Raw genomic sequence first — 21859 nt, 5'->3', positions numbered from 1 at the left:
CGGAATTGGCGTCACCCTACCTGATCTGTGACAATTCGTGAAGAAAGATTGCCAAAATTCGCGTTTGTGTAGTGAGCAAAGCCGTGATTGAAGCGTCTGCGACAAGCGGGGAAGAGATTTGAAACGCAGAGTACGCAGAGATCGCTGAGGAATACCGAGAAGTGGGATTGTCGATCGTACAGTTCCGCACTCCTTTTGCTTCTCTCTTGTTTTCTCGGCGAACTCGGCGCTCTCTGCGTTTCAAAATCCTTTTTACTCCGGCAGCATGAGTCCTGATGCCTCGCCAGACGAACTCCAACAGGACATCTTAAACGGGGCAACCAGTTTGCTCGCAGAAGGCTCTGTTCGATTTCTGAGCAACGAAACGTCAGGGGACGTCCTCAAGCAGCTCCTGCAGGCGGACGACGGCGCTCCAGCCGAGTTTTAGCAATCCAACTCCAGCGGACCGACAATCGATCAGGGACTTCTTTTCGCCATCCAGTCAATGGCGTTCTTCAACAACAGAACGAATGCCGGATCGTTAAAGTCCTCACGATGTCCCATGGATGTATAGAAGGACTTCCCTCCATCGGCTCGCTGAAAGATCCACGCCACCGGTTCTGATTTCTCGATTCCTGAAATCCGGCCCGTCAGCAAGGGGGTCGCTCCCGGCTGCAAGGGGGAGGTCTGGTACAGCCCGCCGTGTCCCTGGACCCCCGCAGCTGAGATGCCGTCCAGGATCGGATGACCGACCGCCTCTGGAACCGGTTGGATGAACGGAGGCTTCCCGTGTTCATAGTGATTGGTGTAGTGACCGCCAAACACCGTTGCATCGAGATCCGGCCAGTCCGCCAGACCTTTCGGGGCAGGCTGATCGCGCAGATGGAACGCATGGCTCGCAGTCCGGATTCCCAGCACAGGTTTCCCCGCTGCAACAAACTTCTTCAGGACCGCCAACTCTTCCGCAGGGAGCGGGCGGCGACGGGCACTGATCAGCAGCAGGTCCGCATCGTCAACAGCGTTGATGCCGGGGAAGGTCGCGTTTGATTTTTCGTCCAGCCAGACGAACGAAACCCGGTAGTCTTTCCCGAGCTTGGTGATTGCAAACGTGGGGAGCGTTTCTGCGGTCTGGTATTCCTTTTCTCCCTGCACAATCACCAGATGGGGACGGCGGTCTCCCGCGAAACGAAACTCCTCACCGCCGATCAGATCGGTGCTCAGCAACGTCGGGCACCAGTACGTTTCAATGTGCTCGATCACCAGATCCGTGCCGGTGAAGTGACTGACGAAGGGAGCTCTTTCGGGGTTGTACATGGAGTCCGTCAGATCCCGCACGAGGGCCACGTTGATCCCCTGAGCGACGAGCTGCCGGATGGAGAACGGACGCCCCAGGACACACATGTTGGTGTGAACGCCCATTTCGATCACATTTTTGATCCCCGTTTGCCGAAGAAGGTAATACGCCTCCGCGGAGTCGGTGATGGCGTCTTCATCCTCAATGTCGAGCGTCTCAATCTGCCGGGTCCAGGGAGCAGGATCACCCGGTTTCCAGGTTCGCTCGCAGTCGCATCCACCGTCCGTATCGTCGATCGGCAGAGGAGCTTCAAGCTCCACATCAAGATACCGCCATGACTCCAGTGGTTGAGGAGACTCCACCACCGGTGCGGAACGTGCCCGCAGGCGTGCCGGATGGTCCTGATAGAACTTCATGGTGTCGCTGGGCGCGTGGATGATCAGCATCCCTTTGGCTCGAGCCGCCTTCAGGACTTCGTTCATCCTGGGAGCCATTTCAGCAACACGAGCAGCGGCGTTGGGGCAGGTATGCGTGTCCCACATATCGCAGACAATGATGGCAGTCTCTTTCGGATCCCACGTGGCCGTTTTCGTCACTGTGTGAAACCGATTAGCCCCTTCTGCGACCCGCTCCCGCGACCGGAGATGCAACGTGAGATCATCCGACGCGAAAATCAGAGTCGGGGCGAATACCAGAGAACACCAGAGCCGGAGCGCCAGTCTGAATCGCATCTGCGGTCTCCCAGAAGATTGCATATGTCGGGTGGCAGCCTGGGGACACTGGACTTTCCGAATCCTTTGCAAAAACCGAAGCCAGGCCCCTTTCGGCTCGTCCATTAAAGGATGTTGATCTTAAGGACGTCAAGCGTGCACCGGGGCGACGTTCCCCCCTCAAAACCCGAATCAGATTCAACAGCCCGAAAAAATATCAGAAAGAATTCAATCCGCATCTATTTTCCTTGTCAGAAGTTATGAAGCAACTGCGAAAATAATGCAGCACTGCGTCAGGTAAAAAACCCGTCAACGCATCGATATATGTCATGGCCGAAGTTTGCTCGGCGAACGAGTGTTCATTGCGGAAAGCGCTATGCCGCTGCAACAACCAGCCCCCGAACGGTACAAAGAATTCCTCAGCGAATTTGCCCGCGACCGGAACAAATTGTTCCGGTACATCTTTTCTCTCATCCCCAACTACGCTGATGCGGAAGACGTGTTCCAGCGGTGCAGTCTGGTGCTGTGGGAGAAGTTTTCGGAGTTCGATCCGGGACGCCCGTTCCTCCCTTGGGCCTGCGGGATCGCGTTCAACGAAGTGCGTTATTTCCTGCGTACCGGAGACCGCAAACACCTGCTGTTCGACTCCGACCTTCTGAGTGTCATTTCCGATGCCAGAGTGAATCAGCTCGACCAGTCGACGGAGATCCTCGGACTGCTCTCGACGTGCCTGAAAAAACTCTCTCGTCGAGACCGCGAACTGGTGCGGGTCGCCTACGGAAAAAACCTCACGCTGAAGGAATTCGCGGAGTCCGTCAATTCGGCTCCGCAGACGCTTTACAACAGTCTGGGACGGATTCGCCGTCAATTGCAAACCTGCGTCCGCCAGAAGCTGGCCGCCGAGTGAGGAGATGATTCCCATGGCATTTCTTCAGTCCGAGCTGCACAGCCTGCTGGATCTGCTTTTCCACGACTCACTGTCCAGCGAGCAGCGTGCCCGTCTGCAGGAAATCCTTCGTGAAAGCGAGGAGGCGCGACGGGAGTATTTCTCCTATGTTGACATCCACCTTGGAATGATGGATCTGGAAGAGCAGGTTGGTGATGAGCTTTATTCCGCAGCCTGCTGCCTGCCCGAAATTCAAAAACCGGCGCAGCCTCGCCGACGACGGGCATGGACCTGGGGACTTGTCGGACTCTGCGGCATCGCCGGTGCAGCACTGCTTGCTTTCACCCTGAACCGCGCTGGCAGGGATGCTCCCGAGCCAGCCCCTGGACAACTCGCCGGGCCGACCGTCATTCCTGCAGAAGAGACTGCAGCGACCGTCAGTCCGTCTGAAGCGCCAGCCCCGCTGGTCACTTTAACGCAGGCTGCCGATGCCGAACTGCTCCTCGAGTATGTCCCCTCTGTCGGGGCCCCGCTGAAGATCAATCACGAGTATTACCTGCTCAAAGGACTGATGGAACTGACGTTTCAGAACGGAGCCACCGTCACTCTGAAGTCTCCATCGGTCTTCACCGTGCAGTCCGCGACGCGGATGGAAATGAAGGTTGGAAACTGCTCGGTTCATGCGCCGGAACAAGCCAAAGGCTTCGAGGTAATTACCCCTCAGAGCCGGATCGTTGACCTTGGAACGCGGTTTTCCGTGGTCGCCAGCGAGTCGGGCGTTTCCGACGTGCAAGTCGTCGAAGGGGCGATCGAAGTTCACCCTCCGGAAAGTCAGGGGATTCGATCCATGCTGCTGGAGGGGGAAGCTGTCCGTCTGGTCAGTGCCTCACCCGATCCGCAGCCGATCCCGTTTGATCGCCGACAATACCATGATCAGTTTCCAGACCGGGTCATCTCCTACGAAGCAACGGAACCCGTTCCCGGAGAGGGGGTCCACGATCTGGTCAGTGTGACCGTTCAGCGAGGAGGCCAGATCCGGAAGTATCAGGTCGAGGAACTGACTGGAATCGATGTCACCCATTTTTCATCGGATCGGCATGCTTCCAATGCTGCCTGCCTGGGACCGATCCCTGAAAACATCCTTTCGCTCCTGACCGACGACGTCGCGCTCACTTCAGGAGTGATGAACTTCAGCCGGGCACCGGGGCCGTATGTTCCGATGGAATCCTTTTCGGAGTTCCGCAATCGACACGGAATGGCCATTCAGTTTCGCCAGCCTGTCGTGAATGGACCGGGACCGGACGCGGTTCTGTTTGAAGTGCAGTCGGCAGCATATCCAGCGGGAGGCGACCGGTTCTATGTCAGTCCGACCGAAGATCAACCCGGACTGAAAACTCACCTGATCGAACGCTTTGACATCGCCCTGAATACCACGAATGCGAAGAAGGTGGCCCCGCTGAACTCCATCGTGTTCGAGACTCCCATCCGTTCGGTCGAAGACTTTGCAAGAGTGAACGTTTCCCGGGTCAATCCGTTGTCGCTTCCGTTTTATGCACTGGCTGTGGGGATTGACTTCTCAGACCTGGGTTACCCGGAGGGAGCGTCCGTCAGCGGGCTGTTTATTGAAGATGCCGAGGACGAAGACCATATCGTGGTCGACCCGGTGTTCATTGGCGGCCTGCCTGAGTGAGCTGAGGGGCTGCCTTCGCCATCGAATCTGATGTCATGTCAAACAATGTGTTCATTTCTTTTCTTGAATGATCTGAGGGGATCCCGCATGAGACAGTCAAACACCGCGAAAGCAGGCTTCACATTAATCGAACTCCTGGTGGTCATCGCGATCATTGCGGTTCTGATCGCATTACTGCTTCCGGCGGTTCAACAGGCGCGCGAAGCGGCTCGCAGGAGCCAGTGCAAGAACAATCTGAAGCAGATTGGATTGGCGATGCACAATTATGTGGACGTTTATGGCTGTTTTCCTGCCGCGTATATCCGCGATCCCAATGTGAAAGACAATGAAGGCCATTGGGCATGGTCGGCGATGATTCTTCCTTATGTGGAACAAGCCGCCCTGTACAACAGGATGAATGTTGGTTCCAACACCGCCAGCCAGGCGTTTGGGATTGTCGGTAAGGCCGCGTTCCAGGCAAAATATTCGATCTTTCGCTGCCCATCAGATGCCGGCCCCGCATTGCATCCGGCAACATTGGACGACGGTTCGGATGGGCGGGGTTACACCATTGACCTGCTTTCTCCAGGCGGAGCGAGGGAAGAATCCTTACCTCTCTCAATTACTAACTATATCGCATCCAATAACACAAACCTGATCCGTATTAACCGTCCGACAAATGATAATGACGGCACAACCGGGGCACTTGGGGTTTTTCGCAACGACGCTGGCACGAGACTGAGAGACATCACGGATGGAACCAGCAACACAATCCTTACCGGGGAGCGGGCGTATAGTATTTCTGGAAACGTCATGCTGGCCGCAGTTCTGTTCGCTGTCCGGGATATTGATGGAACGGGGCCAGCCTGTCGAAACTGTCCCAGCGTTCAATATATTCAGGGGCTCGTTTCGATCGCGGGGCACATGCAACATGGGATCAACCCGGCGCGGATATCCGACGTCTCAAAAAATGCTTCTTACAGCAGTCTGCATACCGGAGGAGCTCATTTCCTCCTGGGAGACGGAAGCGTCCGATTTGTAAGTGAAAATATCGAAAACCGATACGACACTGCACCCGCTACTGATAGCGTCGCTGAACGACTCGTCGCGATTCGGGACGGTGCACCGATTGGAGAATTTTAGGAGGACAGCGGTCAGGAAAAAAGCTATCCATCCGACTGCTGCCTGTTGCCTGTACGCTGAATACGAGTCGCGGCTGGCGGCTCGTGCGCCAGCGGTGAATCAATCTCCGAAAATCGCCGCTGGCAGCGTATTCAACAGGCCATCAACTTTGGTTCTGTGTCTGAAATCTTTGTCTTTTTTATGTCACGGCAAATTGATATCGACAGTGTTTAGATATGGTTGATCATTTCGAGTCGAAAATGGTGTTGGCACAATCCCTGGAGCAAACAGAAATGTTTGGCGCTAAGATGAGCAGGTTTCTCAAGTTGTCCGTGTTGCTGACCGCCACTCTCTGCCTGCTCCCGGCTTGCAGGCAAAGTGGTCCGGCGCTGGGGAAAGTTTATGGAATTGTGAAGTTGGACGGCCAGCCTCTTGCTGATGCACAGTTGCTTTTCATTCCTGCATCTGGTGGTCGTAGTTCGACTGGAGAAACGGATTCGAACGGTCATTATCAGTTGATGTATTCAGCAGGCAAAGCAGGAGCTGTGATCGGCGATCATCAGGTGAAGATTACCAGTGCGACCAGTGGTGTTGTCGATCTCACGACGGATAAAGTCGTCGAGCCCGCTCGCGCAGAGATTCTCCCAGCCAAATACCACACAGACTCTGAATTGACCGCGCTGGTGAAGAATTCGAAGAACGAGATCAATTTCGATCTCGTCTCGAAATGAGCATCTCGCGTGCTTCGTCGCAGAAATATTGAGCGACTCGAATGGCAGTCCATGCCTGTTCGAGACCGTTACCGTGGAAGCTCCCTTTCTTGTTCAGTTGGAAGCTTCAGAACAAGGATCATGAGACCATTCGAATGACTTTCGTCCGATTCCTTCTTCTCGTCTGCATGTTCACAGGATTGGGCCTTGGGAACGGCGTCATTGCCAATGATTCCCCCTCGGCAGACCAGCTGCAGTTCTTCGAGAAGCAGGTTCGTCCGCTTCTGGCCGAACACTGTTACAAATGCCACTCCGGCAAGACCGCGAAAGGGGATCTGCGAGTCGATTCCCGCGGGCAGCTTCTGCTTGGCGGGGAATCCGGCCCTGCGATCGAACCGGGCAAACCGGGCGAAAGTCTCTTGATGCAAGCGATCCGCTACGAGTCTTTCGAGATGCCTCCCTCGGGCAAACTCAAGGATGAGCAGATCGCTATTCTCTCCCGATGGATTGAGATGGGGGCTCCCTGGCCGGGAGACGATGGTCAGGTGGCGAAACGAGTCAAAGAAGGGGAGTTCACACCGGAGGATCGCAACTGGTGGGCCTTTCAGCCGGTGAGTGATCCGCTCCCTCCATTGCCGCAACAACCTGAATGGTGCCGCAATCCGATTGACCAGTTCATCGCTGCATCGCGTGAACGACAGCGGCTCACACCGGCTCCTGAAGCGGAAAAAGCGACACTCATTCGCCGCCTCTACTATGATCTCATTGGACTCCCCCCGACTCCCGATGAAATCCGGGCATTCGAGAGCGATACCGATCCCTCCGCGTACGAAAAACTGGTCGACGATCTTCTCGCCCGGGCGGAATACGGCGAGCGGTGGGCACAGCACTGGCTCGATCTGGTCCGGTTCGCAGAGTCTGATGGGTATCGCGCCGACATCTTTCGCCCTGAAGCATGGCGATACCGCGACTATGTCATCCGCTCATTGAATCAGGACAAGCCGTATGACCGGTTTGTGCAGGAACAGCTTGCGGGGGATGAACTCTTCCCCAACGATCCCGATGCGCTGATCGCCACCGGCTTCCTGCGTCACGGCATGTTTGAGTACAACGTCCCCGACGTCAGAGTGCAGTGCGACAACATCCTGAATGAAGTGACCGACGTGACCGGGGACGTCTTTCTGGGACTCGGATTCCAGTGCGCCCGTTGTCATGACCATAAGTTCGATCCGATTCTGCAGAAGGACTACTTCCGGCTGCGGGCCTTCTTCGAACCAATTCTCCCCCACGATGACATTCCGGCTGCGACTTCAGAACAACAGCTTCAGTATCGGGCACAGCTGGAGGTCTATCAGGAGAAGACGAAGTCCGTCCGTGACCGGCTGGATTCGGCACTCGCGAAGGCGATGGAGCGGACCTTTCTCTCCACGACAAAGCGTTATCCCGATGACATCCAGGAAATCATCCGCAAGCCTTCAGAGGAACGAACGCCGCAGGAAAAGCAATTCATGCAGTTCGTCATGCGGCTTGTAAAATACGAGCAGGACCGGGTCGACAGTCACCTGACCGCGGAAGAGAAGGAGCAGGTGCTGGCGCTGCGACGGGAACTCGCCGAGTTTGATTCTCTGAAGCCGGCTCCGCTGCCGCGCGCCATGACGATCAGGGATGTCGGACCGATCGCTCCACCGACCATCATTCCCAAACGGAATCTGGAGGTCCTCCCGGGATTCCCCACCATCCTCGATCCCGAGCCGGCAAACGTGACACCGCCAGCAGGTCTTTCTGAAACGACAGGCCGTCGGTCCGCACTCAGCCTGTGGCTCACCGATCCCAGGAATCCACTTTCGACGCGAGTCATTGTCAATCGCGTCTGGCAGTATCACTTTGGAAGGGGACTGGCCCCCAACAGCAGCGACTTCGGCAGGCTCGGCGATCCTCCCAGCCATCCTGAGCTCCTCGACTGGCTCACCAGCCGATTCCTGGAAGGGAGATGGAAACTGAAAGGTCTGCACCGGATGATTGTCACGTCGGCGACTTACCGGCAGCGGGCCGATCATCCATTGCTCGCGGACTACCAACAGCTCGATCCGACGAACCGCTGGTACTGGCGGGGGGACGTTCGCAGGCTTTCGGCCGAACAGATTCGCGACTCCCTGCTGGCTGTGACGGGTCAATTGAAAAAGTCATCCGGCGGTCCCAGCCAGGCGAATGATCGACCGGTTCGATCGATCTACACCCGTGTGCTTCGCAACAGCCGTGAACCGCTGCTGGAAGCGTTCGATCTGCCGTTTTTCATGTCCAGCAACTCGAACCGGGACACAACAACGTCACCGATTCAATCTCTCCTGTTGATCAACAGCCAGTCGATGCTCGGCCACGCTGGCCACCTGGCGCGGCGTGCCAGCTCAGCCGATTCTCCCACGAGTAATGAGCCGTACGAAAAGATCGAGCGCCTGTGGTGGCTCATGTTCGGGCGACGACCGTCGCTGGAAGAAATGAAACTGGCCCAGGAGTTTCTGAAGGACCAGGAATCACAGCGGGTCAATCAACTTTCCGAAACAACGACGTCCGTCACAGTGCCGACCGGAAAAGTCCCTTACCGGGAAGGGCAGGCGGTGCTGTTCCAGGACCAGCAGGGATACGAACAGCTGATGGTCCCCTCGAACGAACGCCTGAATCTTCAGGATTTCACAGTCGAGATTCATTTTCAATTGCGATCGATTTACCAGTCAGGGGAAGTCCGGACTCTGGCTGCGAAGACATCTCCGCAGCAACCCAACTCAGGCTGGCTGATCGGAATTACCGGCAAGGCGTCCCGCAGAAAGCCGCAGACGCTGGTGCTGCAGCTCTTCGGCAAGGAAGGGGACGGCAAGGTCAAAGAAGTCGTGCTGTTTTCGGATCATGATCTGGAATTGAACAAGCCGTACTTCGCCGCTGCCAGCATCCATTTGGCGACCCGCGAATCTCCGGGCACGGTGACGTTCTTCCTCAAGGATCTTTCCAACGACGATGAACCGCTCACTTCTGTGACGGTCCCTCTCACCCTCACATCGCTCGCACAGAATGACGTCCCGCTCACGTTCGGATCGCAGTCGCTGCGAACCTGGAGATTCGATGGGCTGATCGACGACATTCGACTCTCCAACGAGGCACTTGAAAAGGATGAACTTCTGATCGCCTCAGAAGGGACAACTCCGTCCACGATCGGTTACTGGCGATTCGAACCGAACCCCGGTCTGCTGCAGAACAGTCTCCCGGAGGGGATCGCCCTTCAAACAGGAAGTCCGCACGATCAGGCCACCCCCGCCGACGCGGCATTTGTGGACCTGTGCCACGTGTTACTGAACTCGAGTGAATTCCTCTATGTCGACTGATGCACTACTGCACCGTCCTCAGACTCCCGCCCCGCAATCCTCTTCAGGACATGCCCGCCACGGCAGAGATGCCGGGGATCCCCGGGTGAATTGAAAGCCATTGCAACATGAAGACTCATCTTTCATTTCCCACCTCACGACGTGAATTTCTGCATCAACTGGGGGCCGGGTTCGGGTCGGTTGCCCTGTCTGGACTCCTTGCCGATTCACTCGGAATGGCGGGGACGGCTCAACAGGCAACTGGACCGCTTCCGAAATTCCCAGCGACCGCAAAAAGCGTCATCTTCCTGTTCATGGAAGGTGGTCCCAGCCATCTCGACACGTTCGACCCAAAGCCCGAACTGAACCGTCTGGCCGGGCAGCATCTGCCTGAGAGCTTCGGCACCGTGTTGACCGCGATGGGGGAATTCCATGCCCCGCTGCTGGAATCGAAGCGGAAATGGCGGCAGTATGGCGAGAGCGGAATGTGGGTCTCCGACTGGCTTCCACAGACAGCTCAGTGCGTTGATGATCTGGCTGTCATTCGCTCGTGCTGGACAGATGGTAACAGCCATTCCGCGGGCGTCTGCCAGATGAATACCTGCTCCATGCTCGGTGGTCGACCGTCGCTGGGAAGCTGGGTTACGTACGGACTCGGAAGCGAGAATCAGAACCTGCCCGCGTTTATTGTCATGCAGGACAATCGAAACTCCGTGGTGAACGGCCCCCGCAACTGGAGCGCCGGTTTCATGCCCGCCAACTATCAGGGGGTTCGCCTCTCCGAAGGTGATCAGCCCATCCCCAATCTTTATACCCCCGAAGGAATCACGCCTGCGGTCCAGCAGGGGAAGCTGCAGCTTCTCGAATCGATCAACGAATCGTTTGCATCAACGTACCCGCAGCAGACCGAACTGGAAGCCCGCATCCGCAGCTACGAGCTTGCTTTTCAGATGCAGGCTGCAGCCCCGGAAGCGATTGATCTTGCCCAGGAAACGGAAGCCACAAAAGAGCTCTACGGCATGAATCAGGCAGAAACCGCTTCGTACGGGCGATTGTGCCTGCTGGCTCGCAGACTTGTGGAACGGGGTGTTCGCTTCATCCAGCTCTACCATGGAGCAGGGAGCCGCTGGGATGCACATAACAACATCGAATCCAATCACACGGAACTTTGCAAGGCGATGGATCAGCCTGTTGCGGGACTGCTCAAGGATCTGAAGCAACGAGGTCTGCTCGATCAGACACTCGTCATCTGGGGAGGCGAGTTCGGTCGTACCCCGATGTCGGAGCAGGGGAATGGACGTGACCACAATCCGACCGGTTTCACAATGTGGATGGCCGGCGGCGGAGTCAAAGGGGGTCAGACGATCGGGACGACCGATGAGCTCGGCCTGCGCGCGGTCGAAGAGCGGATGCACGTGCATGATCTGCATGCCAGCATCCTGCACCTTCTCGGACTCGACAACATGGACCTCACCTATCACTACAAGGGTCGACCTGAACGCCCGACGGTGAATGAAGGAGCCTTTCTGAAACGGCTTGTCACAGGCTGACGACAGTAAACTGGCATCACGAAAGATTCCAATGGCGAGCCAGCATCCTGCTGTTGAGTATGCGATTGAGGACGCACACTGATTACACGCCCCCCAAACGCCTTCTATACAATCCAGTCGCTGACTGCGATTCTCCACTCAGATTCAGTGAAATCTGAATTTCTCAAAATTTCACTGCACATTCTGTGGGTGTTTCCTCCTGCACTTCTACAGGGAAATCTCGCATTTTGCAGCGATTCACGGCTGCACAGGCGTCACAACTTCGCATACCCGCAGGACTGACATCCCTCGACTGTTCAGTTTCACGACAGAAGTGATTGGATGCAGAGAGATGTTGTTCTCTTTCGATAGCAAATTTTGGCGACGAGCTGGATGTCTTGCTCATCGATCCCTTGCAGGACTGACCGCAAATACTGCCGGTCACTGCATGTGATCAGCCAAGGCAAATTGTGGAAAGCTCAAAATCATGGCCTGCGCCATCAGGCAGCAATTCAGCGCTCGAATCAGGAGAGAAGTGTATGTCACGACGACATGGAAAGTTCTGGACTGCAGGAGTCTTGAGTTTGGTTTTCTCATCGCCCCTCATGGCCTCGGAAGAAACTGTCAATGCTGATGCTGTGTTCGCGGACATCGAAAACCCGCTCGTGCAGCCGATCTCTCATGAGTCGTTCCACGAAGAACACTGCAGCACCAACCCAGGGGCATCGCTCGTCACTGGCGGGGGTCTGAATCTGTTCATGGGAGTTGAAGCAACTTACCTGCGACCGTTCCAGAACGGAGGAACATCCACCGCGGAAGTGCTCGGCGGCACGACGATGAACGCCAACAACACCGACGACTTCTACGGCGCTCCTCGAATCTGGCTGGGCGCCGGAATTGGCGATTCCCCCTACTTCGCACAACTGCAATACTGGGACCTGACCGCCGACTCGACCGCTTCTCTGTTCGGACCGACTTTCGCAGGTCAGGCATCTTCAACACTGGGTGCAACCACCTTTGACTTTGAAGGGGGACGTGTCTTCCATCTCGACGCAATCGACGTCGACGGGAAGTTCACCTTCGGGGGTCGTTACGCGAACTGGGATCAGTCCAATCAGGTCAACCTGGCTCAAGGTGCTCTGCTGAGCGGATCGAACGCAACTGCATTCGGACAGTCCGCGTTTGACGGAACTGGTCTGACATTCTCGCTGCAAAGCACGAAGAAACTCGGAAACTCCGGCTGGAGCCTGTTCGGGGGAACCCGGTTTTCGTGGCTGTGGGGTGAAGAATCAGGACGCGCCCTGTCTTCCGCTGCCGCTTCGGCACTGGTGCTGGGATCGACCGTCGCCGACTTCGACAGCTACCAGAACAACGATGCAATGCTCTACATCGCCGAAGTTCAGCTGGGGACCCAGTGGCAACGCCGGATCACCTGCCTGAACTCCGACTTCTTCTTCCGCATCGCCCTGGAATACCAGTACTGGAACATGGACTCCAGCCAGGAAGCCATCGCCACGACTCCCGGAATTCCTCTGACCACCGTGGGTGCAGTCGCACGCAGCGGAGCCATGGACATGGGACTCTTCGGTCTGGCGGTCGGAACCGGGTTGACCTGGTAATTTCGGGTCAGCCGTACGCAATGATGAGATGACTGCGTTTAGCCACACACTTCAAAATGTGTGGCTAAACCGTTTTTGGGTTGCAATCGTCTCTCACGATGCAGACCAGATCTCAAAGAGGAACTGCTCGACCGACCGGGTCGCGTTCTTCAGATTCTGCTCGAGTGAGCGATCACTGCCACGCTTGACGTTGTAGCTGTGATCCCCTTCAGGAACCCAGTGAACCTGAACTTTGTCGGAGAGCTGAAAGCTTTCGACTTCTTCCCGTGATCCGAACGGGTCGATCTCTCCCTGCACGATCAACGTGGGAGTCTGGATGGTTTCCAGGTGCTCGACTCGCAATTGCTCCGGGCGACCTGCGGGATGAAACGGATATCCCAGGCAGACAACGCCCGCCACCTGCAGTTCATCAGCAACCAGCGTGGCAATCCGGCCCCCCATCGACTTTCCGCCAATGATCAGCCGGTCATAGGGAAGACTCTCGACCACAGCCTTCCACGTTTCCCGCAGGACCGACTCCTTATCCGGGGGCCGTCGCCGACCATCGATCGAACGGGCCGCCATGTAAGGAAAGTCGAACCGGACCACGCGGTGACGCTGCTCCGCAAAGTGCTCGGCAAAGCCGCTCAGGAATTTTGAGCTGGAGCTTTCGCCCGCCCCGTGCGCCAGCACCAGACAGGTTTTTGCTTTCTTGGGGCCATCAATGTGAAGCTGCGGAGTGGTCATGCACACGTTCTAGTGTCGGGCTCCCCTTTTCGCTACAGACTGACGGGGAAGTTCAAGGGTTCTGGTGAACCGATCGGGCGGAAAGCACTGCTGATTCAGGTCCAGCGGAAGAAAAATCCCGTGTCACGCCGCTGAAATCCGGTACGAATGGCCTCATTTCAGAGAGGTTCAGCGATCAAAATCAAAATTCTCATGCTCACCATAATCCCGGCAACAATCGACACTTACAAAACCAACTGCGGCGAGAACCGGCCGGTTGCGTCGGCATTTCAGGCTGACGACTTGAGTCCATCTTGACGAAAACTCGGAATTCTTGAAAATCCCTCGCGCCCGATGCGGCGTGTCGATCATCCCGTCGAAGTACTCCTTCCGAAATTTAAGGTTGTCCCTGTGAACACTTCCTTCCTGATCCTGCTGGCTGCGAGCTTGCCAAGTTCCGCTGGCCTGGACAATGGATCCCCGTTCGAGCAGGCACTGACGGATCAATCCGCCTGGGTTGTCCGTGCACAAAGCCCTGCAAGTTCAGGAGCACTCGTCGGATCGCCTCAGGAGGTGACAACGTACTACCAGGGTGGCTATGCCGCTCCGTACGGCGGAACCGACCAGTTTGGAAATCCGGTCACTCCGGGTTATCCCGCCCCGCTGCAGGACCCGTTTGCGGGGGGCGGCATGGTGCAGCCGTACATGGCGCCCGGCATGCAGGGGAACTATTACACACAGGGAATCAATGGACCGCAGCCGCAACAGTATGGCTGGCGGACCAGAATCGAAAACACCTTCATCCCCTCGTCGGGAACATCCAGTCCGAATGTCGGAAACTTTGACGTCTTCGGTGTGGATGCACAGATGATGCACTTCAAACCGATCATGGGGAACTGGACCTTCGGGTTCGGCCCGCAGCTTGGCTATCGCTCGCTGCAGGGACCAAGCGATCCGGCATCAGATATGCCCGGCGGAGTCTATCGGCTGGGTCTCGATCTCTTGCTCCGCACGCCGACCGTGAACAACTGGACGCTGGAGCTCGGCTTCGATCCGTCTCTGGCCACCGACTTCAACAGCTCGATCAATACAGATGCGTTCCTGCTCGACGGTCACGTCGTCGCATTCTGGCAGTGGACGCCGAAGTTTACGCTCGCCCTGGGAGCCTTGTACTGGGACCGCGTCGACAACATCATTCTCCCTTACGCGGGGATCATCTGGAATCCCAACGACATCTGGGAATTCCAGCTGGTCTTCCCCAAACCGAAAATCAGTGCCTTCCTGGGAACCCCGCTGGGCGTTCCGACATGGCTTTACGGCAGCATCGAGTACCATGTGGAAGCCTACGAAATCAAGCCGGGCTACTTTGACAAGAGCACACGCGTCCAGATGGCAGACTGGCGTGCCATGGGTGGTCTACGCTGGGAACATGGCAGGATGACGAGCTTCGTCGAGGCGGGTTACATCTTTGACCGCAAGGTGGAGTACAAGTCGATCGGCCAGAACTTCAATGTCGACTCCGGCTTCATCGGCCGCGTCGGATTCCGGTACTGACGCTGAAATGATCGGGCCTCGCCAGCACTCAACCCTCAACCCTCAACACCCTTCAAAAACGCGAGCAGATCCGCATTCAGCTGGTCCTTGTGCGTCGATGCCAGTCCGTGCGGGGCGCCCGGATAGACCTTGAAGACTGAGTCTTTCACAAGTTTCGAAGAAACTTCACCGGCCGCGACGATCGGAACGATCTGGTCGTCATCCCCGTGGATGATCAGTGTCGGGACATCAAACGCCTTGAGATCTTCGGTCTGATCGGTCTCCGAGAACGCTTTGATGCAATCGTAGGCCGCATTCATACTCGCCTGCATCCCGTGCAGCCAGAACCAGTCACGCAGCCCCTGAGAGACCTTGGATCCGGGCCGGTTCGCACCGAAAAACGGCTCGCTCAGATCTTTGAAGAACTGTGAGCGGTCAGCATGAACCTGTGCTCGCAGGTCATCGAAGACTTTGATCGGCAGCCCCTTCGGATTCTCCGGAGTCTTCAGCATCAGTGGGGGAATCGCACCAACAAGCACCGCAGCAGCCACACGACTTGTCCCATGACGGGCGATATAGCGGGCGACTTCTCCGCCACCGGTGGAATGGCCGACGAGGGTGACATCCTCCAGACCGAGCCTGTTGACCAGTTCCGCGACATCGTCAGCAAAGGTGTCGAGCGTCTGTCCTCCCCAGGGCTGGGCGGATCGTCCATGACCACGGCGGTCGTGAGCAATCACCCGATAACCATGTCCCGCAAGGAAGAACATCTGGTCTTCCCAGGCGTCACTCGACAAAGGCCAGCCGTGGCTGAACAGGACAGGTTTCCCGCTGCCCCAGTCCTTGTAGTAGATCTCAGTCCCGTCTTTGGTCGTGAACGTCGCCATCAGTTCGGCCCTTAGTGAGGAGTGATGAATTTTTCACTGTCCTGGTCTCGATACATCTCAGCACATGAGTTTGTACCACGAATTTCCGCGGTGCGAAGTCAAGTTCTCGACACTTTCAGAACTCTCGGCCAACTGCCTCATCGTCCGAGAAGAAGAGTCATCACCGAATCGGGACGCGGTCAGCGCTGCGAATTCCCCGGCCCCACAGCCCAGGCGGTCACCTGCCGGTCCAGCCAGTGCTGACCGCGAAACGTACAGAATCCCAGATGCCCCCCATGTCGCGGCGCTACAAGATGTGTGGACGACGAGTAGTCCGCATCGCGAAACTGTTTGAACGGAATCAGCGGATCATCATGGGCAGCGATGATCAGGGTCGGTACGCCAATGTTGTGCAGAAACTGCTTCGAATTCGATTGTGAGTAATAGTCATCAGCCGAGGAGAAGCCGCAGACCGGAGCGGTATAGGCGTCATCAAATTCATAGAGCGTGCGCGGTCGACGCGAGTTCCAGTCGGAAGGGAGCAGGGCATCGGGCCGCTGCTTTCGACGAAGTCCGACATCGCGCAGACACGTCCGGCAGAAGTACCGGTCATAGACTTTCGCCCATCCTGTCTGCATGGCGAGAACGCTGAAGCGGAGATCAATCGGAGGGGAGACCGCCACGGCCCGATCGATCATGGACACCGGCGGAGTCGACTCCCGATTCTCGCCCAGCAGCTTGAGCGCGACATTCCCGCCGAGCGAAAACCCGATCAATGAAACGGGCGAATCCGGACAACGGGACTCGATCTCTCGCACCATGGCGACGACGTCCTCGGAGCGTCCGCTGTGATAGGGGAATCGCGCGAGCCCGGCACCCGCCCCGCATCCGCGCCAGTCCAGTCGAAACGTCCGGACGTTCTGGCTGCGCAGTCGTCTCGCGATGCGAATCATGTAAGGGCTGGCATGGCTTCCGCACAGCCCATGCAGGAGCAGAGCACTACGATCCCCGGTCCTCCAGCCTGCAGGGGCGTCATCCTGGAAGACGAGCCGATCCCCGTCCGGCAGCTGCACTTGGCCGGTCGTTGAGATGCCCCCTTCCGAGCCTCTCCCACGTGCGCGATCAGAATACAGGTACATCCCCGCCAGCGTCTGAACATGACCGTTCCGGTAGATCCACGGCGGTGAAAACAGTTCACCGCCCCCGGCTGATTCGGCGGAGCAATTGATGGTGGGTTGGTCCATAAGCTGGCGACTTGCGGGCGAAGCGAAGGCGAAGACTGGTTTTACAGGATCCGGAACGGGAGTGGCAGAGTGCAGCTCCCGCGGATCGAACCAATGGCAGGGCGGTAACCCGGGCGTCCTTCCCAACCGATTTTGAAATCGATATTCAGCATTCCGCGTGCACCCTCGCGGGAGTCCGGGTGTCAGGAATTGCAGTAAGTGGAGCGCAATCGGTAGAATCTTGGATTCGCTCTGGTCCCCGCCTGGGGCCGGAAGCAGGCGTTTTTCGCAAACTGTGTCCTGTTCAAACTTTGGAGTCGACCGTGTTTCAGAATGTCGCCGTCATTGGAGCCACAGGGGCTGTCGGACGGATCATGCGTCAGTTGTTGGAAGAACGGAAGTTCCCAGCGAAAAAGTTTCGCTTTATCGCATCGGCCCGTTCCGCCGGGACCGAACTGACGTTTCAGGGTCAGACGTACACAGTGGAAGAACTGACCAAAGACTGCTTCGCCGGTTCGGATCTGGTGATCGCGTCGACTCCCGACGATGTCGCTGCCGAGTACCTTCCGGCCGCTGTGGATGCCGGTTGCCGCGTCATTGATGAATCGGGTTACTGGCGGATGCGCGACGGCGTGGCCTTGGTCATCCCGGAAGTGAATCCGCACGCAGCCCTCAATGCCAAGGGAATCATCGCCAGCCCGAACTGCTCGACCACACAGATGGTTATGGCACTCAAGCCGCTGCACGATGCCGCCAAAGTGAAGCGCGTGGTTGTCAGTACGTATCAGGCCACCAGCGGCGCGGGAGTGCAGGGGACCGCCGACCTCATCGACGGCACCAAAGCCTATCTCGCCGGGAAGGATTATCAGTACACGACCTTCAAACATCCGATCGCCTTCAACTGCATTCCGCAGATCGGAAGCGAAAAAGAGGACGGCTACACCAGCGAAGAACTGAAGATGGTGTACGAGACCCGCAAGATGCTTGAAGACGACAGCATCATGGTCAACCCGACCTGCATCCGCGTGCCCGTCGCCAACTGTCACAGCGAAACGATCACCGTGGAAACTGAACGACCGGTCTCCCCGGAAGAGGCCCGTGAGCTGTTCGAATCGTTCCCCGGCCTGAAGGTGGTCGACGACCTGAAGAACGGGAAGTATCCGCTCCCCAATGAATGTGATGGGTCGGATCTGGTCTTCATCGGCCGCATCCGCAAGGACATCTCTCACCCGAACGGACTCTCGTTCTGGTGCGTGAGTGACAACCTGCGAAAAGGGGCTGCGACCAACGCAGTTCAGATCGCCGAGCTGCTGTCGAAGAATCTGTAACACGAACTTCGAAAGCATCCACCGACAGGTGGATCGGCAGACTTCAGACAAGAAACGAGCCGGCGTTTTCCATGCGAAAACGCCGGCTCGATTTGATTTCCTCGCTGAGCTTTTCACCCAATGGCAATGATCAGTACGAACTACCTCAGAGCATCCCGGGGTGACATCGGATTGAGCTTTGCGAACTCTTCCAGCAGTTCCCGTGACCGTTCATTGAGGTCTTTCGGAACGACAATCTTGATGATGACGAACTGATCCCCTTTGACATGCGTCTTGGGGTTTTCCAGTCCTTTCCCCTTCAGTCGCAGCTTCGCTCCGGAAGAAGTCCCCGGAGGCAGGGTCATCGTGACGGTTCCGTCGCTCAGTGTGGGAACATCAATCTTGGCTCCCAGCCCGGCTTCGGTGATCGTGACCGGCACATCCACCAGCAGATTCCGACCCTCGCGCCGGAAGTACGGGTGCGGAGCAATGTGGATGGTGACCAGCAGGTCTCCCGCCGGTCCTCCCTGCAGTCCCGGTTCTCCCAGGCCCGCAAGACGGATCGATTGCCCGTCTTCGATCCCCGCCGGAATCTTGACGCTCAGTTCCTCATGCTTGCCGTTTCGCTGAAGCGAGAGATCGTACTTTCCGCCGATGGCAGCGGTGTCGAACGGAACCAGCACGGATGTTGAAAGGTCTTCTCCACGTGCAGGTCTCCGTGAACGTCCGCCGCGGGCACCCCCTCCGCCGCCGAACATCCCGCCGAAGAGCTGTTCCAGATCGACCGCACCCTGACCTCCGAAGATGTCCTTCAGGTCGATATCGACAGGACCGCCGCTGCGGAAGGGATTGCCTCCCCCCCCGCCGCCGAACGGATTCTGCCCATCCTTGAAGTGTTTCCAGTTCGATCCGAACTGGTCGTACTTCTTGCGTTTCTCCTCGTCCCCCAGAACATCGTAGGCCTCGGCAGCTTCCTTGAACCGCTCGGCTGCTGCCGGGTCATCCTTCTTTGCATCCGGATGATTTTCGCGCGCGAGTTTCTTAAACGCTTTGCGAATCTGTTCCTGTGACGCATCACGCGCCACGCCGAGTATCTGGTAATAGTCCTTGTTCGCCATGGCGGAATTCTAGCAGTTCGTGACCTGATGGGGAGACTTGCCCCCGGGACTTTTTAGAGCAGCAGCAGGGGTGCGATGCACTGGCCCTACCGGACGAATTCTTCACTGACAGCCAGGAACTCGTTGACCCGGGTGTCGATGACATCCAGGCTGCGATTCCAGAACTCCGGCTGCGTCAGATCGAAACCGAGAGTCGATTTCACAGCCTCTTCCGCATTCCTGTTTCCGGTGGCAATCAGCAGCTCCCGATACTTCGCCGGGAAGTCTTTGCCGAAGTCTCCCGCTGTGGAGTACAGACCCAGCGAGAGCAGATATCCGAACGTGTACGGGAAGTTGTAGAAGGGAAGGCCGGAGATGTAGAAGTGCAGCTTCGAAATCCAGAAGACACTGGACCATTCCGTGAAGGCATCACAGTAGGCTTCTTTCTGAGCCTCGAGCATGATTTCCGTGAGTCGGTCCGAAGTCAGCTCTACTGCGGGACGTTCCTGGTGGAACCTGTTTTCAAAGATGAACCGGGCATGGATGTTCATGAGGAACGCCATGGAATCGGCGAGCATGTTGTTGAGGATCCCCAGCTTCTCCCCGGCCGACTTCGCAGCGGTCAGCCGCTTTCCACCCAGAATCGCTTCTGCGAACGTCGATGCGGTTTCCGCCAGATTCATCGGATAGTCCTGCAGCAGATACGGCTGCTTGCGCAGGACGTGCGAGTGGTAGGCATGTCCCAGTTCATGGGCCAGCGTAGACATACTGTCGGCACTGCCGGTGAACGTCATGAAGATGCGGGACTGCTTGCTGACCGGCAGTCCGGTGCAGAAACCTCCCTGACGCTTCCCGCTGCGGTCTTCCGCTTCGACCCACCGATCCTGCAGGGCCGTCCGGGCGAATTCCCCGAGATCGTCGCTGAACTCCGAAAACGAATCGATAATGGTATCGCAGGCGACGTCCCAGCTGAGAGTGTCGCCGGAGGTCGATGCCTGCGGCAGCGGGGCGAGCTGATCATACCAGGCCATCTTCTCGATCCCGAGCAGTTGAGCCTTCCGTTCAAAGAACTTCAGCAGGACCTGCTTCCTCTTCGAGATGACATCCCACATGGTCTCCAGAGTCTGGCGTTCCATGCGGTTGAATCGCAGCGGAGCATCGAGGTGGTCCTGCGTCCCCAATCGCTTGTATCGGGCCAGCCGGGTCCCTGCGATGTGATTCAGGGAATCGGCACAGGTGTCCGCAACCTTCTTCCAGGCTTTTTCGATGGCGTAGAAATTGTTCTGACGGACAGATCGGTCAAGCACGTCCAGCCGCACCTGACCGGGAGACTTTCGGACAATCTCCCCTTTCTCCATCAACTCCACGCGGAGTTCGCCAGAAATGCGATCATAGAGACGTCCCCAGGCATGAATGCCGTCCACACCCAGTTCTGCAGCCAGCATTTCCAGTTCTTTGGGAAGCCGGAACTGAGCATTCGCACGGGAGTCTTCCAGGAAGAAGCGGATGTCCTTCAACCGTGGATCGGCATCTGCGAATTCCTGTAACTGGTCGTCCGAGATATCCCGCAACGCCAGTTCGAGATTGGTGAAGACCTGATTCCGCTGCGGGCCGGTGGCTCCCAGCATGGCTTCGACCTGAGCATATGCCTTGTTTTCCGCGTCCGCTGCGGTGTGACAACCGACAAACGCTCCCAGATCCCCGGAGTATGCGAAGACCTTTTCAACCTTCTCGAGAAAGTCTCCCCAGGCTTTGGCGGTGGAGGGGCTGGGGGCCGGCAGCTGCTCGGACTGGTCCGCCAGCGTTTCCAGATCCTTCTTGAAATCGTCGAGCAGACCCTTGAACTCCACCGAATCCGGACGGGGATACAGGGAGTCCAGATCCCAGATCAGGCTGTATTTTGAAGCATTGGTGGAGGACGAAGGAGCGGTCATGCGAGAGATCTTCCAGAGGACGTTGCGTCGGTTTCCTGCAATGGACTTTAGCTGGCGGGGAACCATTCGGCCAACAACTCAATTTCGACCTGCCCCGCGGCAAAATTGAAGAAGGATTTTCAGAAGTCCACCCAATTTTCTACGTCGATTATTCCGCTTCGGCAAATTCTTTCGGCCAAAGGTGTTACGCTTCCTCAGACAGGAGTTTTTCAGGATTTCACTACTAGGCGATCCTCCGGGGCTGTTCTAGAATCTGCCCAACAGTCATTGCGGAATGACAGACAGGGGTCGGCCGCTCGCGCCGGCTCTTCCTTTCCGCATCA

At 57.1% G+C, this 21859-nt stretch carries 15 protein-coding genes; 9 read left to right on the top strand and 6 right to left on the bottom strand.

What is annotated here, in order from left to right; translation table 11 throughout:
- Positions 1 to 456: 456 nt before the first annotated feature.
- Positions 457 to 2004 (bottom strand): ThuA domain-containing protein, encoded by a 1548-nt coding sequence (locus SH661x_RS10920; RefSeq protein WP_437230864.1) that lies wholly within the window; start codon positions 2002 to 2004, stop codon positions 457 to 459.
- 355 nt (positions 2005 to 2359) lie between these two features.
- On the opposite strand from SH661x_RS10920, the gene SH661x_RS10915 reads away from it, so the two are divergent.
- The 7 genes from SH661x_RS10915 (at position 2360) to SH661x_RS10885 (ending at position 12871) form a co-directional block, all read left to right on the top strand.
- Entirely contained in the window at positions 2360 to 2890 is a 531-nt protein-coding gene (locus SH661x_RS10915) for a sigma-70 family RNA polymerase sigma factor (RefSeq protein ID WP_437230862.1), read from the top strand.
- A gap of 13 nt (positions 2891 to 2903) precedes the next feature.
- Positions 2904 to 4559 carry a FecR domain-containing protein gene (locus SH661x_RS10910; RefSeq protein WP_437230860.1) on the top strand — a complete coding sequence of 552 codons (1656 nt, stop codon included), beginning with the start codon at positions 2904 to 2906 and terminating at the stop codon, positions 4557 to 4559.
- An 87-nt stretch (positions 4560 to 4646) separates the two neighbouring features.
- The gene (locus SH661x_RS10905) at positions 4647 to 5681 is read left to right on the top strand and encodes a DUF1559 family PulG-like putative transporter (RefSeq protein WP_437230858.1); all 1035 of its coding nucleotides are present in this window, start codon (positions 4647 to 4649) and stop codon (positions 5679 to 5681) included.
- 272 nt (positions 5682 to 5953) lie between these two features.
- Positions 5954 to 6391 carry a carboxypeptidase regulatory-like domain-containing protein gene (locus SH661x_RS10900; protein ID WP_437230856.1) on the top strand — a complete coding sequence of 146 codons (438 nt, stop codon included), beginning with the start codon at positions 5954 to 5956 and terminating at the stop codon, positions 6389 to 6391.
- Positions 6392 to 6525: 134 nt separating this feature from the next.
- A complete protein-coding gene (locus SH661x_RS10895) occupies positions 6526 to 9744 on the top strand; it encodes a PSD1 and planctomycete cytochrome C domain-containing protein (protein ID WP_437230854.1) in 3219 nt (1072 codons plus the stop codon).
- Positions 9745 to 9851: 107 nt separating this feature from the next.
- Positions 9852 to 11273, top strand: coding sequence for a DUF1501 domain-containing protein (locus SH661x_RS10890; RefSeq protein WP_437230852.1), 1422 nt, complete (start codon positions 9852 to 9854; stop codon positions 11271 to 11273).
- Positions 11274 to 11791: 518 nt separating this feature from the next.
- Positions 11792 to 12871 carry a hypothetical protein gene (locus SH661x_RS10885; protein WP_437230850.1) on the top strand — a complete coding sequence of 360 codons (1080 nt, stop codon included), beginning with the start codon at positions 11792 to 11794 and terminating at the stop codon, positions 12869 to 12871.
- A gap of 93 nt (positions 12872 to 12964) precedes the next feature.
- Here SH661x_RS10885 and SH661x_RS10880 read toward each other — a convergent pair whose 3' ends face one another.
- Positions 12965 to 13597, bottom strand: coding sequence for an alpha/beta fold hydrolase (locus SH661x_RS10880; protein ID WP_437230848.1), 633 nt, complete (start codon positions 13595 to 13597; stop codon positions 12965 to 12967).
- A 390-nt stretch (positions 13598 to 13987) separates the two neighbouring features.
- Here SH661x_RS10880 and SH661x_RS10875 point away from each other — a divergent pair, with 390 nt between their 5' ends.
- A complete protein-coding gene (locus tag SH661x_RS10875) occupies positions 13988 to 15130 on the top strand; it encodes a DUF6268 family outer membrane beta-barrel protein (protein ID WP_437230846.1) in 1143 nt (380 codons plus the stop codon).
- A 35-nt stretch (positions 15131 to 15165) separates the two neighbouring features.
- Here SH661x_RS10875 and SH661x_RS10870 read toward each other — a convergent pair whose 3' ends face one another.
- Together SH661x_RS10870 and SH661x_RS10865 are read right to left on the bottom strand one after the other, a co-directional pair.
- Positions 15166 to 15996, bottom strand: coding sequence for an alpha/beta fold hydrolase (locus SH661x_RS10870; protein WP_437230844.1), 831 nt, complete (start codon positions 15994 to 15996; stop codon positions 15166 to 15168).
- 179 nt (positions 15997 to 16175) lie between these two features.
- Entirely contained in the window at positions 16176 to 17219 is a 1044-nt protein-coding gene (locus SH661x_RS10865; RefSeq protein ID WP_437230842.1) for a YheT family hydrolase, read from the bottom strand.
- A 302-nt stretch (positions 17220 to 17521) separates the two neighbouring features.
- On the opposite strand from SH661x_RS10865, the gene SH661x_RS10860 reads away from it, so the two are divergent.
- The gene (locus SH661x_RS10860; protein ID WP_437230840.1) at positions 17522 to 18526 is read left to right on the top strand and encodes an aspartate-semialdehyde dehydrogenase; all 1005 of its coding nucleotides are present in this window, start codon (positions 17522 to 17524) and stop codon (positions 18524 to 18526) included.
- Between the two features lie 140 nt (positions 18527 to 18666).
- Here the strand turns inward: SH661x_RS10860 and SH661x_RS10855 are convergent, their stop codons facing one another.
- A complete protein-coding gene (locus SH661x_RS10855; RefSeq protein ID WP_437230838.1) occupies positions 18667 to 19623 on the bottom strand; it encodes a DnaJ C-terminal domain-containing protein in 957 nt (318 codons plus the stop codon).
- An 86-nt stretch (positions 19624 to 19709) separates the two neighbouring features.
- Positions 19710 to 21536 carry a M3 family oligoendopeptidase gene (locus SH661x_RS10850; protein ID WP_437230836.1) on the bottom strand — a complete coding sequence of 609 codons (1827 nt, stop codon included), beginning with the start codon at positions 21534 to 21536 and terminating at the stop codon, positions 19710 to 19712.
- Positions 21537 to 21859: the final 323 nt, after the last annotated feature.

The organism is Planctomicrobium stercoris (genome assembly GCF_051465655.1).
In the GTDB taxonomy this organism is placed as follows: Bacteria; Planctomycetota; Planctomycetia; order Planctomycetales; family Planctomycetaceae; genus Planctomicrobium.
The sequence above is the reverse complement of the archived record's forward strand: the minus strand, read 5'-3'. Positions and strand labels throughout refer to the sequence as shown.

What these genes read in the sequence shown, in the direction of transcription:
- SH661x_RS10920 (WP_437230864.1), bottom strand. Translation starts at nt 2,004, where the DNA reads ATGCGATTCAGACTGGCGCTCCGGCTCTGGTGTTCTCTGGTATTCGCC.
- SH661x_RS10870 (WP_437230844.1), bottom strand. Translation starts at nt 15,996, where the DNA reads ATGGCGACGTTCACGACCAAAGACGGGACTGAGATCTACTACAAGGAC.
- SH661x_RS10905 (WP_437230858.1), top strand. Translation starts at nt 4,647, where the DNA reads ATGAGACAGTCAAACACCGCGAAAGCAGGCTTCACATTAATCGAACTC.
- SH661x_RS10895 (WP_437230854.1), top strand. Translation starts at nt 6,526, where the DNA reads ATGACTTTCGTCCGATTCCTTCTTCTCGTCTGCATGTTCACAGGATTG.
- SH661x_RS10890 (WP_437230852.1), top strand. Translation starts at nt 9,852, where the DNA reads ATGAAGACTCATCTTTCATTTCCCACCTCACGACGTGAATTTCTGCAT.
- SH661x_RS10880 (WP_437230848.1), bottom strand. Translation starts at nt 13,597, where the DNA reads ATGACCACTCCGCAGCTTCACATTGATGGCCCCAAGAAAGCAAAAACC.
- SH661x_RS10900 (WP_437230856.1), top strand. Translation starts at nt 5,954, where the DNA reads ATGTTTGGCGCTAAGATGAGCAGGTTTCTCAAGTTGTCCGTGTTGCTG.
- SH661x_RS10910 (WP_437230860.1), top strand. Translation starts at nt 2,904, where the DNA reads ATGGCATTTCTTCAGTCCGAGCTGCACAGCCTGCTGGATCTGCTTTTC.
- SH661x_RS10865 (WP_437230842.1), bottom strand. Translation starts at nt 17,219, where the DNA reads ATGGACCAACCCACCATCAATTGCTCCGCCGAATCAGCCGGGGGCGGT.
- SH661x_RS10915 (WP_437230862.1), top strand. Translation starts at nt 2,360, where the DNA reads ATGCCGCTGCAACAACCAGCCCCCGAACGGTACAAAGAATTCCTCAGC.
- SH661x_RS10855 (WP_437230838.1), bottom strand. Translation starts at nt 19,623, where the DNA reads ATGGCGAACAAGGACTATTACCAGATACTCGGCGTGGCGCGTGATGCG.
- SH661x_RS10885 (WP_437230850.1), top strand. Translation starts at nt 11,792, where the DNA reads ATGTCACGACGACATGGAAAGTTCTGGACTGCAGGAGTCTTGAGTTTG.
- SH661x_RS10850 (WP_437230836.1), bottom strand. Translation starts at nt 21,536, where the DNA reads ATGACCGCTCCTTCGTCCTCCACCAATGCTTCAAAATACAGCCTGATC.